Source organism: Methylobacterium sp. J-001, assembly GCF_022829565.1.
Taxonomy (GTDB): domain Bacteria; phylum Pseudomonadota; class Alphaproteobacteria; order Rhizobiales; family Beijerinckiaceae; genus Methylobacterium.
On the sequence record NZ_JAKSYN010000144.1, the window covers coordinates 1 to 15143 of the forward strand.

Genomic DNA, 15143 nt, shown 5'->3' on the forward strand with positions numbered 1-15143 from the left:
CACCCTCCCCCGCAGAGGGGGGAGGGAAGCGCGCGCGGATGCGGCAGCCGTCTCGACTGAGAAAAACTCAGTCCAAGTCCTCGACCTCTTCGGCACCGCCATAGACCCGCTGGGCCAGCGAGGCTTCCATGAACGGATCGAGAGCGCCGTCGAGCACCGCATCCGGGTCGGTGGACTGGGAGCCGGTCCGCAGGTCCTTCACCAGCTGATACGGCTGGAGCACGTAAGACCGGATCTGGTGGCCCCAGCCGATATCGGTCTTGGCCGCGGCCTCGGCGCTGGCCTTCTCCTCGCGCTTCTTCAGCTCGGCCTCGTAGAGCCGGGCGCGCAGCATGTTCCACGCCGTGGCGCGGTTCTTGTGCTGGGAGCGCTCCTGCTGGCACGCCACCACGATCCCGGTCGGGTTGTGGGTGATGCGCACCGCCGAATCGGTGGTGTTGACGTGCTGGCCGCCGGCGCCGGACGAGCGGTAGGTGTCGATCCGGCAATCGGATTCCTTGATCTCGATCTCGATCCGGTCGTCGATCACCGGATAGACCCAGACGCTGGCGAAGCTGGTGTGCCGCCGGGCGCTGGAATCGTAGGGCGAGATCCGCACCAGCCGATGCACGCCGGACTCGGTCTTGAGCCAGCCATAGGCGTTGTGGCCCTTGATCAGGAGCGTGGCGCCCTTGATCCCGGCCTCTTCGCCGTCCGACCACTCGACGATGTCGACCTTGTACTTCCGGCGCTCGGCCCAACGGGCATACATGCGCTGGAGCATGTTCGCCCAGTCCTGGCTCTCGGTGCCGCCGGCACCGGCATGGACTTCGAGGTAGGTGTCGAAGCCGTCGGCCTCGCCGGACAGCAGGGTCTCGACCTGGCGGCTTGCCGCTTCCTTCTCGACGGCCAGGATCGCGGCCTCGCCCTCGCGGATCGAGGACTCGTCGCCCTCCATCTCGCCGAGCTCGATCAGCGTCGCGCCGTCCTCGAGGTCGCGTTCCAGCTTGCGGATGGAGGTGACGGCCTCGTCGAGCTGCTGGCGCTCGCGCATGACCTTCTGCGCGGCGTCGGCATCGTTCCACAGGTCGGGGTTCTCGGAGGCTGCGTTCAGCTCCGCGAGGCGTTTATCGACAGTATCCCAGTCAAAGATGCCTCCTCAGCAGTCCTATAGACTGCTTGGCGGCATCCGAGGCTTGCTCGATCTCGGCGCGCATTTGGTTTTTCGGGACTTCGGGTGATGGGTCGGGCCGGGGTGATACCGTCCGAGCGACGCCCTGTAAACGGCGGTCGGACGCGTCCGCCTCCAGCGTATGCGGCGCCCGACCGCAGGGCGGCGCGCGAGCCGTCCCACGGTCGGCGCGTTGTCCGGCACGGTTCACGGCGGAACGCGGAGACGGGCAGGTATGGCGGACGACGATCACGCGGCGACGTGGAGCGACTTCAACGAGGCCGTCAACATGACGCCGGCCGCCCTGCGCAAGCACCTCGACGGTGCGGCGAGCCAGGAGGTCGGCCAGAAGAAGGACGGCGCGGAGTCGACCGGCCACGCGATGGGCCGGCGCATTCTCGCGATCAAGGACACGAAGAAGGCGGACCTGACCGACGACGACTACGCCGCGATGCGCAAGGTCGTGGGCTACGTCCACCGCCATCTCAAGCAGGGCGGCGACGCCCGGAAGGACCCCGACTCACCCTGGCGGTTGTCGCTGATGAACTGGGGCCACGATCCACACAAGGATTGAGGCCCGGACGTGCCGGTCCGGCTCAGTACCGCGGGGGCACGATGTAGGAGGGGGCGATCACGAATTCCTTCGGGCGCCGCTGCGCTCCGAAGCGCCCTTCGGTGATCTGATCGTTGTAATAATCGAAGCCGCTATAGCCGAAGCCGCCGCCGTTCATCACCTGGGCTACGGGCACCGGCGGGACGGCGAGATCGGGGCGGCCGGGCGGCACGATCACCTGGCAGCAGCCCTCGGCCTGAAGGACCGTCGGTCCGTTGGGGGCGGTGAACACGTAGGCGCGCGGCTGGGGGATCCCCGGCGGGAAGGCCGGCTCGGCGGCGGCGCCCTGGGCGATGAGGCCGAGCAATCCGGCGGCGATCAGGGTCCTGGTGCTCACGCAATGCTCCGTCACGGTGCCGGCGGGGCCGGCATAAGGCCTACACTCTACCTTATCGCGGGCGGCCTGTCCGGCATTTGCGGGCCGACCGGTTACCGGAACCTGGAATGTCGGTTCAGCCGCGGGCCCTGAGGACAACCTGCGGGCTCACCGGCACCGGCCGGCAATCCGATATGAAGGCATTGAGCGGCAACGGCTTCGAGTCGCAGGCATAGACATCCGTCGGGCCCGGGGCCGGCACCGGGTCACGCGCGATGATCGGGTTCGGCGCGCAGGCCGAGGCCGCAGCGGCCAGCAGCAGGGCGACGATGAGGTTCAGGCGGCGCATGCAACTCTCGGACGCGGGAGGACCCCGGGTTCGACCCTGCGCATGGCGGCCCGCCCTGACAAGCGCCGGCGGGGGACGGCGACGCCTTTGACGGCGCCTGTCGCCCGCCGGCAACAATCGGATCGGCCCGGCCTCAGACGGCCCGGGCCAGCGGCACGACGTTGTGCAGGGTCTTGTCGCCGCCGTCGAAGAACCGGCGGATGTTGCGCGCGGCCTGCCGGATCCGCTGCTCGTTCTCGACCAGGGCGATGCGGACGTATTCGTCGCCGAACTCACCGAAGCCGATGCCGGGCGCCACGGCCACGTCGGACTTCTCGAGAAGCAGCTTCGAGAATTCGAGGCTGCCCATCTCCCGGTAGCGCTCGGGGATCGGCACCCAGGCGAACATCGAGGCCGCCGGAGCCGGGATGGTCCAGCCGGCCTTGCCGAAGGATTCCACCAGCGCGTCGCGCCGCTTGCGGTAGGTCGCCCGCATCTCGTCGATGCAATCGTCCGGGCCGTTCAGGGCCGCGGTGGCGGCGACCTGGATCGGCGTGAAGGCGCCGTAATCGAGATACGACTTCACCCGGGAGAGCGCCGCCAGCAGCCGCTCGTTGCCCACCGCGAAGCCCATGCGCCAGCCGGCCATGGAGTAGGTCTTCGACAGGGAGGTGAACTCCACCGTGCAGTCGATCGCGCCCGGGACCTGGAGGACCGAGGGCGGCGGCTTGCCGTCGAAATAGACCTCCGCGTAGGCGAGGTCCGAGAGCAGGATCAGCTCGTGCTGCTTCGCGAAGGCGACGAGGTCCCGGTAGAAGTCGAGATCGGCCACATACGCCGTCGGATTCGACGGGTAGCAGACCACCAGGGCGACCGGCTTCGGGATCGAGTGACGCATGGCCCGCTCGAGGGCCGGGAACATCGCCGGGGTCGGCTCGGCCGGGACCGAGCGGATCACGCCGCCGGCCATCAGGAAGCCGAAGGCGTGGATCGGGTAGCTCGGGTTCGGCACCAGCACCACGTCGCCCGGGGCGGTGATCGCCTGGGCCATGTTGGCGAAGCCTTCCTTCGAGCCCAGCGTCGCCACCACCTGGGTGTCGGGGTTGAGGCTCACGCCGAAGCGGCGCTGGTAGTAGCCGGCCTGGGCCTTGCGCAGCCCGGCAATGCCCTTGGAGGCGGAGTAGCGGTCGGTCCGCGGGCGCCCGGCCGTCTCGCACAGCTTGGCGATGACGTGCTTGGGGGCGTCTAGATCCGGGTTGCCCATGCCGAGGTCGATGATATCGGCGCCCTGAGCTCGGGCCGTGGCCTTGATCCGGTTGACCTGCTCGAACACGTAGGGCGGCAGGCGCTTGATGCGGTGGAAATCGGTCATCGGCGTGTCCATCGGCGCGTCCCGAATCTGGCGTCTCTCGTTCATGGCGGGCGCGCGAACGAATCGCTCTATCAGAGTTGCGCGCCGCCGCCGACCCTCAAAAAACCGGTCCGGATCAGGCGCGCTATTGCGCCGCCGCAGGGGCCGGCTTGATCGTGGCCGCCGCCCCCCGGCCGGCACTCTCGGCAGCGCGGCCGCGGGACTCGTTGCGGCCGCGGGCGCCTTCGAGCTCGGCCTCCAGCGCCTTCTGGCCCTCGGCCGACTTGGCCCGGACGGCACGCTTGGGCGCGTCGACGCCCACCGGCATGAAGGCCGCCGGCTCCTTGCTGCGCGACTCGGTCACGAAATCCGGCGCGGCCACGACCCGGGGGCCGTAGCCTGCATCGGTGGCGAGCGTCCGCACGGCGTCCCCGGAGCAGGCGCCGAGCGGCGCCGCCAGCAGGGCCAGGATCGCCAGGGCGGGCCGACCGGTGGGCACGGCGAGGGTGGGGAAAGCGCGGCGCATGAGTACAAAGGTACAAAGGTATGAGAAGAACGCGCGGATGTTTCGACGACAGCCGCGTCCGGGCTGGTGCAACCACTCGCTCGCTCCCTAATTTGTCGGAAACGAGGCTCACTGCCAGTCGAGCCGAAACATCACACAGGGAGGCATGCGTGACGAGCCCGCGGACGCAGGCGCCGAACCAGGCTGCCGCTCGGACTTCCCTGCCCAGTGACGCGATGCCGGACGGCATCACACCGCCGTTGCCGGATATCGAGGCCCTGTCGCGCAACGCGGGGCAGTTCGTGGAAGCGCTGGGGCGCAGCGCCGCCCGCCTGCTCACACCCGAGGCCCAGGTCAATGGTCCCACCGGAGAGATCAACGAAGCGGTCAAGACGCTGGGCCAGGTCGCCGAGGCGTGGATGTCAGATCCGAATCGGAGCGCCGAGGCTCAGGCCAAACTGTCCCAGGCGTTCCTGACGCTCTGGGGCACGACCTATCTGCGCCTCCAGGGCCAGCCGGCTGACCCCGTGGCGGTCCCGGAGCCCCGGGATGGGCGCTTCAGCGACGCCGAATGGTCGACCAATCCCTATTTCGACTTCCTCAAGCAGGGCTACCTGATCGCGACCCGCTGGGCCGAGGGCCTGGTCGACGAGGCGCAGGGCATCGACGAGCATACCCGCCACAAGGCGCAGTTCTATCTGCGCCAGCTCACCAGCATGCTGTCGCCGTCGAACTTCCTGCCGACCAACCCGGAATTGATCCGCCACACTCTGAAGGAGAGCGGCGCCAACCTCGTGCGCGGCCTCAAGATGTACGAGGAGGATCTGGAGGCCGGCGGCGGCCAGCTGCGGGTCCGACAGACCGATACGAGCGGGTTCGAGGTCGGGCGCAACATCGCCGTGACCCCCGGCGAGGTGGTGTTCCGCAACGACCTGATCGAGCTGATCCAGTACGCGCCGTCCACCGAGACGGTGTTGCGGCGCCCGTTCCTGATGGTGCCCCCCTGGATCAACAAGTTCTACATCCTGGATCTCAATCCCCAGAAGAGCTTCCTGAAGTGGATGGTCGATCAGGGCCTCACGGTGTTCTGCATTTCCTGGGTGAACCCGGATGCGCGCCACGCCGACAAGGACTTCGAATCCTACATGCGCGAGGGCATCGAGGCCGCGATCGATGCGATCGGCGTCGCCACGGGCGAGACCGAGGTCCATGCGGCGGGCTATTGCGTGGGCGGCACCCTGCTCTCCGTCACGCTGGCCATGCAGGCGGCCACGGGCAACCGGCGGATCAAGAGCGCGACCCTGCTGACCACCCAGGTCGACTTCACCCATGCCGGCGACCTCAAGGTCTTCGCCGACGAGGAGCAGATCCGCCAAGTCGAGGCGCGCATGGCCGAGCGCGGCTACCTGGAAGGCACCCGCATGGCCAACGCGTTCAACATGCTGCGGCCGGACGACATGATCTGGTCCTACGTCGTCAACAACTACATCAAGGGCAAGCCGCCTTCGGCGTTCGACCTTCTGTACTGGAATTCCGACGCCACCCGGATGCCGGCGGCGAATCATTCGTTCTACCTGCGCAATTGCTATCTCGAGAACAGCCTGGCCCAGGGCCGGATGGTGCTGGGCAACGTCCGGCTCGACCTGAAGAAGGTGCAGGTCCCCATCTTCAACCTCGCCACCCGGGAGGACCACATCGCGCCGGCGATCTCGGTGTTCGAGGGCTCGAAGACCTTCGGCGGCAAGGTCGATTACGTGCTGGCCGGCTCCGGCCACATCGCCGGGGTGGTCAACCCACCCTACAAGCCGAAATACGGCTACTGGACCGGCGGCCCGGTCAAGGGCGAGTTGAAGGACTGGATCGCCGCCGCGGCCGAGACCAAGGGCTCGTGGTGGCCCTACTGGTTCCAGTGGATCGAGGCGCAGGCCCCCGAGCGGGTCCCTGCCCGAAAGCCCGGCGGCGACGCGCTGCCATCGCTCGGCCCGGCTCCGGGGACGTATGTGCGGATGCGCGCCTGATTGGATCGCGTCGGGACCGTGGCTTGCGGCTGACGGAGCGGGTTTCGAGGCCGTTACACGGCGGCCTACGCGTTTGATCGAAGGTGCGAGCCGTGATCCCCTCGCCCCGCTTGCGGGGAGAGGGCCGCGACGATCTCGTCGCCGTCGCGGCGAGGCGGCAGCCGGGGGTGAGGGGGCGGTTCAGAACGCGCTCCTCACTCTGAGCCGCCCCCCTCACCGCCGCTCCGGCCTCGCCTCCGCTTTCCGCATCGACGACAAGGTCCGTGCGGGCCTCTCCCCGCGTGCGGGGAGAGGGGAACCCACGTTGCATCCCGTGATGTCTGAACACCGCCCCTTGGGAGCGGTGAACAGCCGCCCCTCAATACTTCCGCACCAGCGGCGCCGGGGCGGCCGGGGGCGGGGCACCGAACACGTAGCGGAAGCCCACCGAGACGATGTCGGCGCTCGAATCGACCACACCCGCGAACGCGATGTTGCTGACGTTGTAGTCGCGCCCGATCCCCGCGAGCACGCGGGAGCGGTCGAGGAAGAAGTGCGAATAGGCCAGGTTGAGGGTCAGGCGCTCGTTCCACCGGTAGCTCGCACCGACGGAGGCGATGTAGCGGTCTCCGTCAGGCAGGCGCACCGAGCGATTGCGGAAATCGATCGGCGAGGATTCGTAGGCGAAGCCCGTCCGCAGGGTCAGGTTGGGCGCGGCATCGTATTCGGCGCCGATCGCGTACGTGTAGCCGTCCTTGTAGTTCAGCGGCAGATTGCTGACCGGCACGCCGAGGCGGTTCGACACGATCCCCACCGTTCCGAGCCGGGACCATTGATCCCACTCGAAGCCGAGATCGAACCGGGCGACCGGGGAGATCGCCTGGACCAGGCCGACACTGAGCTTATCCGGGGTGTTGAGCTTGGCGCGGACCTGCCCGGCCAGCGGCGCCAGGGCTACCAGCGGCACGCCGATCGACCCGTCGATGTCGTGGTGCACCGACGAGCGGTAGCCGATGCCGATCACGGTCCCGTCGCGGGGCGTCAGGGTGGCACCCGCCGTGAAGCCGACGCCCCAGGATTCGCCCTTCAGGAACGAGCTCGGATACAGGGTCGGCGAGATCCCGGGGATCGGCAGGGCCTGCCGCAAGGTCAGCCGGAAATACTCGATGTTCGGGCCGGCGGCGAGCGACAGCCATTCGTTGACCTTGAACCCGATCACCGGGTTGAACGCCAGGGTGAAGATCCGGGACGAGCGCCCGTAGACCTCGCCGGCCCAGACCTGGTTCGGCTTGGTCACAAGGCCGAAGGGCGCGCCCGTCGAGAGGCCGAGCCAGAGGCGGTCGTTGAGCTGGTAGGAGGTCGCCCCCGCGGGCACCACGGCGCCCTGGCCGATATCGCCGGAATTGCCCAGGCCCGCGAAGCCGGGATTGGTGCCGGGCGCAGTCCGGATTTCGGAGGAGAGGCCGATATAGGTGAGGTTCTGCTCCGCGACGAAGCCGGGGTTCATCGTGATGGTCGCGGGATTCCAGAACATCGACGAGACGCCGCCTGAGCCGGCGGCCGCACCCGCGAAGGACAGGCCCTGGGCCTGCGTGCTCTGTTCCCGGATGCCGAACGCTCCGGCCCTGGCGTCCCCGGCGCCGAAGGCCGCCACAGAAGCTGCGAGCGCCATCGCGCGCATTGTCCCGCTCATCGACTCCCCCCGAACCGGCTGGTTTGCCCGCGCCCTGATTCGACCTTGCGTACCGGTCCGGCGCCGTTGCCGGCATGGTGCCGGCTTCCACCGGTCGACCGCAACGATGTTTTCTATTCCAAGTGGCGCGGCTCCCATTGATCTATCGTCAATCTTGATGGATCTATATTGTGTGTGATCGCGCTGAAATCTGATATTACAAAGAACAGATCGATATTTTCCATCCAGTTTGAGTAATGAACAATAAATCCGTCAGCAGCTGAATAGGCACTTTTTTGCCATGCTGTTGCCGAGTTGCGACACCCCGCCAGCGCGGCCGATCCCTGGATGCGCTTGCACCGGCGACGATGCGCGGCCATGGTCCCGGCGCCCGGCGTAGACCGGTACCAGGGAAGGATGAGGAGTCGCGGCGATGAAGCTCTTCCGGCACGGCCCGAGCGGCGACGAGAAGCCCGGTCTCGTGGATGCGCAGGGGGGCTTGCGCGATCTGTCCAGCATCGTGCGCGACATTGCCGGCCCGGCTCTGGCGCCCGAATCCCTCGCTCGGCTGCGCGCCCTCGATCCGGAGACGTTGCCGAAGCTGCCGCCGGACGTGCGGCTCGGCCCCTGCGTCGGCGGCACCCGCAACGTCATCACCATCGGTCTCAACTTCGCCGACCACGCCGCCGAGACCGGCTCACCGATCCCGAGCGAGCCGATCATCTTCAACAAGGCACCGTCCAGCCTGTGCGGGCCGAACGACACGGTGATCATCCCCAAGGGTTCGGCCAAGACCGACTGGGAGGTCGAGCTCGCCGTGGTGATCGGCCGCCGCGCCAGCTACGTCCACGCCAACGAGGCACTGAGCTATGTGGCCGGCGCCTGCATCTGCAACGACGTCTCCGAGCGCGAGTGGCAGATGGACCGGGGGCCGACCTGGACCAAGGGCAAGAGCGCGCCGACCTTCGGGCCCCTGGGCCCCTGGCTGGTGACGCTGGACGACATCCCCGACCTCAAGAACCTCGCCATGAGCCTCGACGTGAACGGCGAGCGCCGCCAGACCGGCTCGACCGCGACCATGATTTTCGACGTGCCGCAGCTCGTCGCCTACGCCTCGCATTTCATGCTGCTGGAGCCCGGAGACGTGATCACTACCGGCACCCCGCCCGGGGTCGGCCTGGGCATGAAGCCGCCGCGCTATTTGAAGGCCGGCGACGAGATGGTCCTGCGCATCGAGCACCTGGGTGAGCAGCGCCAGCCGGTGATCGCCTTCGACGACTGGACCGCCAAGGTCTCGGCCGGCGAGTCGACGCACTGAGCCGCGGCGGCGCCGCCGCACCGGATGACGGCGGCCCGCAGGGCGCTTGATTTTGGCTACCGATCCCGCTGAAGAAGACATCATGAGCCAAGCCGCCGATCCGCACGCCTCCGATTTCCGCCACGACTGGAGCGTGGCCGAGATCCGCGCGATCCATGATCTGCCGTTGCTCGACCTGGTCTATCGGGCCGCCGGCGTGCATCGGGCGTACAACGATCCGAGCGACGTTCAGCGTGCGAGCCTGCTCTCGATCAAGACGGGCGCCTGCCCAGAGGATTGCGGTTATTGCTCGCAATCGGCCCACCACAAGGGCACCGGCCTGCCGCGCCAGCGCCTGATGCCGGTGGAGACGGTGCTGGCCGAAGCCGCCGCCGCCAAGGCCAACGGCGCGACCCGGTTCTGCATGGGTGCGGCTTGGCGCAGCCCGCGGGATGGGGCGGAGTTCGACTCCGTCCTCGACATGGTGCGGGGCGTGCGTGGCCTCGGCATGGAGGCCTGCGTCACCCTGGGCATGCTGACCGCCAGCCAGGCCGAGCGCCTGGCAGAGGCGGGGCTCACCGCCTACAACCACAATCTCGATACCGGGCCGGACTATTACGACAAGATCGTCTCGACCCGGACCTACGCGGATCGCCTGGACACCCTGGAGCGGGTGCGCGAAGCCGGGATCGGCGTCTGTTGCGGTGGGATCATCGGCCTCGGCGAGGGGGTGGGCGACCGTGTCGCGATGCTCCAAGTGTTGGCCAACCACGCGCCGCATCCGGAGAGCGTGCCGATCAATGCGCTGGCCGCCGTCCCCGGAACCCCGCTGGGCGACACCGCCACGCCGGTCGATCCGTTCGACATGGTGCGGATGTGCGCCACCGCCCGCATCGTCATGCCCAAGGCCCGCGTACGCCTCAGTGCCGGACGCAAGGCCCTGAGCCGGGAGGCGCAGGCCCTGTGCTTCCTCGCCGGAGCCAACTCGATCTTCTACGGCGAGCGCCTGCTCACCACCGCCAACAACGAAGAGGATTTCGACGCCGCTCTGCTGCAGGATCTCGGCATCCGAGTCGCCGAGCCGGTGCTGGCCGCGGCGGAGTAGCGCGTCAGCCCTCCGCCAGCACGATCCGGAACCGGGCCCCGCCCTCCCCCGGATCGAGGGTCAGGCTGCCGCCATTGATCTCGATGAGCTCGGCGGCGATCGGCAGGCCGAGCCCGGTGCCGCCGGACCGCGTCGAGCCCTGGAACGGCGAGAACAGGTTCTCCCGCGCCCGCGTCGGCAGGCCGGGACCGTTGTCGGTCACCAGGATGGTCACCCGGCCGGGCTCGTCGCGGCGGGCGGCGACGCGGACCTCGGCGTCTGGAACGGCAGCGCCATCGAGCGCCTGGACGGCGTTGCGGACCAGGTTGGCCAGCGCCCGGGCGAGCTGCTCCGGATCGGCCTGCACTTGGCACTCGGCGGCGCTCACGGTCACGCGCACGGGATGCGACGCGAGGGCGGCGAGATCCGGCAATTCGGCGAAGAGCGGTGCCAACGGCGTGGCGCTTAACTTCGGCGCGCGTTCGGAGACACGCCCGTACGCCAGGCTCGCTTCGCAGAACCGGATCGCCCGGGCGATGGCCGCCACCAGCCGTGGCGCCACCCGCTGAACCATCGGGTCGGCGGTATCCTCCAGCCGGTCGCCCAAGAGTTGTGCCCCGGTCAGCAGGTTGCGCAGCTCGTGGCTGACCTTGCTCACCGCGAGTCCCAGCTCGGCGAGCCGCCGCTTCTGGCGAAGCTGGTCGGCCAGAATCCGTTGCATCCGCCCGAGGGCCAGCTCCGCCTGGCCGATCTCGTCGCGGCGGCGGGACGGCGCGATGATCCGGCCGGCATCCTCCGGATTCTCGGCAAAGGCGGTGATGCTGGTGGCAAGCCGCCGGACCGGGCGCACGATCAGCACCTGCAGCACCACGAAGACCAGTCCGGCCGCGGAGGCCGCGATGATCAGCGACGAGACCAGCAGCCGCAAGGCGTAGTCGACCATGGCGGCGCGCAACGGCGCCTCGTCGAGTAGGATCTCAACCCGGTCGAAGCCGATGCCCCCCTCCCCGATCACCCGGATCGGGTCGCGGTCCGGCGCGACCAAGGTCCGCCAGGCACCCCGGATGGTCGACAGGGCGGAGACGTCGCGCAGATCGACGGTGTCGGAGACCGTTTCGGGCACCGGCTCGATGGCGAGCAGCCGCTGGGCGCCGCCGCCGCGCACCGCGATCGCCCGGGCGTTGACCCCGGCGAGCAGCCGGCTTTCCAGCGCCTCCGAGACCGGCTCGCCGGTGCGGCCGTCCAGGACCAGGGCGGCGACCTGCGCGGCCGCGACCCGGTCGGCCATCCACTCGATCCGGTAATTGGCCACCGCCGGCACGTAGGTCAGCACCTCGGCCACCACCACGAAGGCGACGGTGACGAGGAACAGCCGCCCGGACAGGCCGAGCCGCGCCGGGCGCCGCTCGAACAGCTCGCGCACCCCAGCGGCCGCCGGGGCCGCGACCGCGTCGGATTCAACGGCCACGCCCATCACGCTCCGGGCCGGCATCGCGAACGGAGATCGGCGGTGGCGCGGAAATCGTGGAAGCTCGAGCCGTGTGCGGCCTTCGCGCAGGACATGGTGGTGACGCCATCATCTCGAAGGCGGGAAGGCAGGTGCGTTCCCGTGCGCACTATACGAGCACGAGGGGGCCGGAGTTGCATGTATCCTGGAGCACCTACGAAATCCGTCCCCAGCCGCGAATGCGGAGCGGACTGCGCTGCACCGTCATGGCGAGGGCGCGGAGATCCGAATCGCGCTTTGCCGGGCCGCTTCCGTGATCCGCCTTCCTCGGGTCCCAGACCGTGACGCAGGCCTCTTCACAGGGACCGACCGGTCTTGCGGCAAACGCACGCGTTCGCTCAGGGCCGCTGAACACCTCACACAACGCCCGATCACCGGACGCCACCCTCTCCAAACGACGGGGCGGAAGGCGTTTTGCCTGACGCTTTCAGTGCTGAACCCAATGGTAACGCGGTCGGGAACGGCTCTAGCAGCTCAGCGCGCCACGGTCTGCTCTTCCGACCAGCCTGAACTGTATGCCGGTCGGGGCGAAATCGATGCGACCTTCGCCGTTGAAGTATGACGCCACGATCCGCTCGATCAGCTTCGAGCCGAACCCCCGTCGCTGTGGCGCGAGAACCGCGGGACCACCGCGCTCGATCCAGTCGAAGACGAACGCCTCATCGTCGCTGGTCCAGGCGACATCGATGGTGCCGTCCTCATTCGACAGGGCACCGTATTTGGCGGCGTTCGTCGCGAGCTCATGGATGGCCAGCGAAAGCCCAAGCGCCTGTTGCGAGGTCAGGAGCGTATCGGGACCGTCCAAACGAATGCGGCCGTCACGGGTCTGATGGGGTTCGATCGTGGCGGCGACCACCGCGCAGACGTTTGCCGCTTCGTGGTCCGCCTGGGTGAGGATATCTTGAGCCCGGGCCAAGGCCGCCAGACGCTGAGCGATCGCCTGACGCCCGTCCTCCATCGTGGCCGATTGGCGGAGGGTCTGCGTCGCAATGGCCTGGACCATGGAGAGCAGGTTCTTCATCCGGTGCGCCATTTCCTGCACCAGATCCCGCCGACGCGCCTCGGCGGCACGGGCCTCAGCCAGAAGGCGATCACGGGTCGCGATGGAGCGCCGCAGTTCCATCTGGGTCATCGCCTGGCGGGCCAGGAAGCGGAGCATGTCGATCTGCTGCTCGCTGAGATGGCGTGGCTTGGTATCGAGCACGCACATCGTTCCGATGGCCTCGCCATCGGGGGTTTTCAGCACGGCGCCGGCGTAGAAGCGCAGGCCCGGCGTCCCATGAATGAGCGGATTGCCGTCGAAGCGCGGATCCCGCTGGGCGTCGGGAATGACCAGGACATCGTCTTCGAGGATCGCATGACCGCAGAAAGAGGTTTCGAGGGGCGTTTCGCGCACCCCGAGCCCGACTTCGGCCAGAAAGAATTGCCGGTGCGTATCAACGAGGTTCACGACAGCCATGGGCGTCCCGCAGATCCGCGAGGCCATATGAGCAATGTCGTCGAAGTCCTGCTCACGCGGTGCATCGAGCAGCTCGTACGCATGGAGAGATGCGGACCGCCGGCTTTCCTCGACACACAGTGGGTCAATCGATGACGACAAGAGTGGCGGATATCCGTGTGGCCGTGGGAACGATGTCTTGACCCTATACCCGGCAGCCCGGCCTTCCGCAAAAGGTGAAACCCACGCGCCGACACATCTTCGACGGGTCACTCAGAACATCAAGGCGACCGCGACAATCCAGGGATGATGATATCCGCCCGGATACATCTGCAAGCTGGGAACGGGCGGGCGGAAAATCAAAACCGCGACGACGCAGTGCTTTGGTGGGCGCGCGATGCCGACGCGGGCCGCCGCACGCTCCGACCGTAGCCCGATCAGGCTCGCCGTAGCCGCCGGCTCAGGAACACGCTCCCCAGCGCGAACACGGCGAGCATCGCCAGCCCCGCCACCATCTTGGGCGTGATCAGCGCCCGCAGGGTCAGGGCGTCGCCGCAGCCGACCACGCCCGAGGCCAGGCAGGCGGCCTTGGCGGTCTCGTGCGCGGCGACCACGTCGTCGATCCCCGCCCCGGTGGTCGCGTAGACCAGGGCCCCCGGCAGCAGACCCAGGAAGGTCGCCAGCACGAAGACCCGCATCTTCACCCCGCAGGCGGCGGGGGCGAGGTTGGTCATCCAGAACGGGAACAGCGGCAGCAACCGCATCACCACGATGTACCCGAAGGCGTCGCGCCGGAACCCCTCCGTGAACGCCGCGAGACGCGTCCCGCCCACTCGCCGCAGCAGATCGGCACCGGGGCCTTTGCCGATGGCGAAAACGATCGCCGCCCCCGTGGTGGCGGCGCAGACCGCGGTCAGCGCCCCCGGGACGATCCCGAACAGGAAGCCGCAGATCATGGTCAGGATCAGCGTGGCCGGCACCGAGACGACAACGGAGGCGACGTAGACCAGGTAGGCCACCACAAGGGCACGCCCGTAGCCGGCTTCGACGAAGCCGTGCAGCCAGGCCCGCGACGCGAGCAGCCGGTCGAGGCTCAGCAGCTGCGCGACCCCGGAGACCAGCACGACCGCGGAGATGCCGAGGAGCAGGATCAGCGGCAGCCACCGCCGCAGCCGCTTCCAGCGTCCCTCGGGGACGGACGCGCGCCCGGCCTCACTCACCCGGGCTTGCGCATCCGCAGGATCTTGAAGAAACCGCCCGGGAAGGTCGGCTTCAGGCCCAACACCTCGACGCCGTTGCGCCGGGCCCAGGCCTCGATCCGGGTCGCCTTGAAGTCCGACGACCAGCCGATCTTGGTGCAGAGCGGCGCCACGACCTCCTCGACCCGGGCCAGGGGACCGTCGCTCTGGCCGAAATGGTTGGCGAGCACGATGCCGCCGCCGGGGCGGACCACCCGCAGGAACTCCGACATCGCGGCCTCGGGATCGGGCACCAGGGTGATCAGGAACTGCGCCACCACTGCGTCGAAGCTCGCATCGGCGTAGCCGAGGTGGCAGACATCCATCACCTGCAGGCCCTTCACGTGGGCGAGGTTCCGGCGCTTCACCTTGGCGCGGGCGCGCTTGAGCATGTCCTCCGAGAGGTCGACTCCGCAGACGAAGCTCGCCTTGGGGTAATAGCCGAGCGCCAGCCCGGTGCCGACGCCGGCCTCCAGGATCCGCGGGCCGTGCTCGGCCGCGGCCTCCACCGCAGCGCGGGCCGCCGGCTCGGTGAGCTTGTCGTAGACCACGTCATAGACGGGGGCCCAGCGGGCATAGGCCTTACGCATCAGGGCCGTGCTCGGCCCGGCCATCTGCGGCTCGCTCAGCATCGTTCAGATTATCCA

General features: G+C 68.5%; 14 protein-coding genes. 4 read left to right on the forward strand and 10 right to left on the reverse strand.

The genetic code is table 11. The features are described from left to right. Positions 1 to 67: 67 nt before the first annotated feature. A protein-coding gene (gene prfB / locus MKK65_RS18605) for a peptide chain release factor 2 (RefSeq protein ID WP_152997580.1) occupies positions 68 to 1196 on the reverse strand; the annotation gives its coding sequence in 2 pieces (ribosomal slippage) (positions 68 to 1126 and positions 1128 to 1196; 1128 coding nt in all). 189 nt (positions 1197 to 1385) lie between these two features. Here prfB and MKK65_RS18610 point away from each other — a divergent pair. Beyond that, positions 1386 to 1724: a DUF3140 domain-containing protein gene (locus MKK65_RS18610; RefSeq protein WP_058193997.1), complete on the forward strand. Its 339-nt coding sequence runs from the start codon at positions 1386 to 1388 to the stop codon at positions 1722 to 1724. Positions 1725 to 1746: 22 nt separating this feature from the next. Here the strand turns inward: MKK65_RS18610 and MKK65_RS18615 are convergent, their stop codons facing one another. From MKK65_RS18615 to MKK65_RS18630, 4 genes are all read right to left on the reverse strand, one after another. Then, entirely contained in the window at positions 1747 to 2100 is a 354-nt protein-coding gene (locus MKK65_RS18615) for a hypothetical protein (protein ID WP_058193998.1), read from the reverse strand. A gap of 115 nt (positions 2101 to 2215) precedes the next feature. Further along, positions 2216 to 2428, reverse strand: coding sequence for a hypothetical protein (locus tag MKK65_RS18620; protein WP_243959606.1), 213 nt, complete (start codon positions 2426 to 2428; stop codon positions 2216 to 2218). A 133-nt stretch (positions 2429 to 2561) separates the two neighbouring features. Next, positions 2562 to 3779 (reverse strand): LL-diaminopimelate aminotransferase, encoded by a 1218-nt coding sequence (locus MKK65_RS18625; RefSeq protein ID WP_243959608.1) that lies wholly within the window; start codon positions 3777 to 3779, stop codon positions 2562 to 2564. Positions 3780 to 3903: 124 nt separating this feature from the next. Continuing rightward, entirely contained in the window at positions 3904 to 4284 is a 381-nt protein-coding gene (locus tag MKK65_RS18630) for a hypothetical protein (protein WP_243959610.1), read from the reverse strand. A gap of 215 nt (positions 4285 to 4499) precedes the next feature. On the opposite strand from MKK65_RS18630, the gene MKK65_RS18635 reads away from it, so the two are divergent. Further along, on the forward strand, positions 4500 to 6281 hold the full coding sequence (locus MKK65_RS18635) for a PHA/PHB synthase family protein (RefSeq protein WP_058194001.1): 1782 nt from the start codon (positions 4500 to 4502) through the stop codon (positions 6279 to 6281). Positions 6282 to 6639: 358 nt separating this feature from the next. On the opposite strand, the gene MKK65_RS18640 is transcribed toward MKK65_RS18635, so the two are convergent. After that, positions 6640 to 7953: an OmpP1/FadL family transporter gene (locus MKK65_RS18640; protein WP_409565455.1), complete on the reverse strand. Its 1314-nt coding sequence runs from the start codon at positions 7951 to 7953 to the stop codon at positions 6640 to 6642. A gap of 412 nt (positions 7954 to 8365) precedes the next feature. Between MKK65_RS18640 and MKK65_RS18645 the strand changes: the two genes are divergently transcribed. Further along, complete coding sequence (locus tag MKK65_RS18645) at positions 8366 to 9250, forward strand: fumarylacetoacetate hydrolase family protein (protein ID WP_243959612.1); 885 nt, start codon at positions 8366 to 8368, stop codon at positions 9248 to 9250. A gap of 82 nt (positions 9251 to 9332) precedes the next feature. Beyond that, entirely contained in the window at positions 9333 to 10334 is a 1002-nt protein-coding gene (gene bioB, locus MKK65_RS18650; protein ID WP_243959614.1) for a biotin synthase BioB, read from the forward strand. A gap of 4 nt (positions 10335 to 10338) precedes the next feature. On the opposite strand, the gene MKK65_RS18655 is transcribed toward bioB, so the two are convergent. The 4 genes from MKK65_RS18655 to MKK65_RS18670 form a co-directional block, all read right to left on the reverse strand. Continuing rightward, complete coding sequence (locus MKK65_RS18655; protein ID WP_243959616.1) at positions 10339 to 11805, reverse strand: sensor histidine kinase; 1467 nt, start codon at positions 11803 to 11805, stop codon at positions 10339 to 10341. Positions 11806 to 12286: 481 nt separating this feature from the next. Beyond that, a complete protein-coding gene (locus MKK65_RS18660; protein ID WP_243959618.1) occupies positions 12287 to 13420 on the reverse strand; it encodes an HWE histidine kinase domain-containing protein in 1134 nt (377 codons plus the stop codon). A gap of 275 nt (positions 13421 to 13695) precedes the next feature. Continuing rightward, positions 13696 to 14478: a TVP38/TMEM64 family protein gene (locus MKK65_RS18665; protein ID WP_243959620.1), complete on the reverse strand. Its 783-nt coding sequence runs from the start codon at positions 14476 to 14478 to the stop codon at positions 13696 to 13698. Next, positions 14475 to 15128 carry a class I SAM-dependent methyltransferase gene (locus MKK65_RS18670; protein WP_092036629.1) on the reverse strand — a complete coding sequence of 218 codons (654 nt, stop codon included), beginning with the start codon at positions 15126 to 15128 and terminating at the stop codon, positions 14475 to 14477. Before MKK65_RS18670 ends, MKK65_RS18665 begins: the two co-directional genes overlap by 4 nt. Between the last annotated feature and the right edge of the window lie 15 nt (positions 15129 to 15143).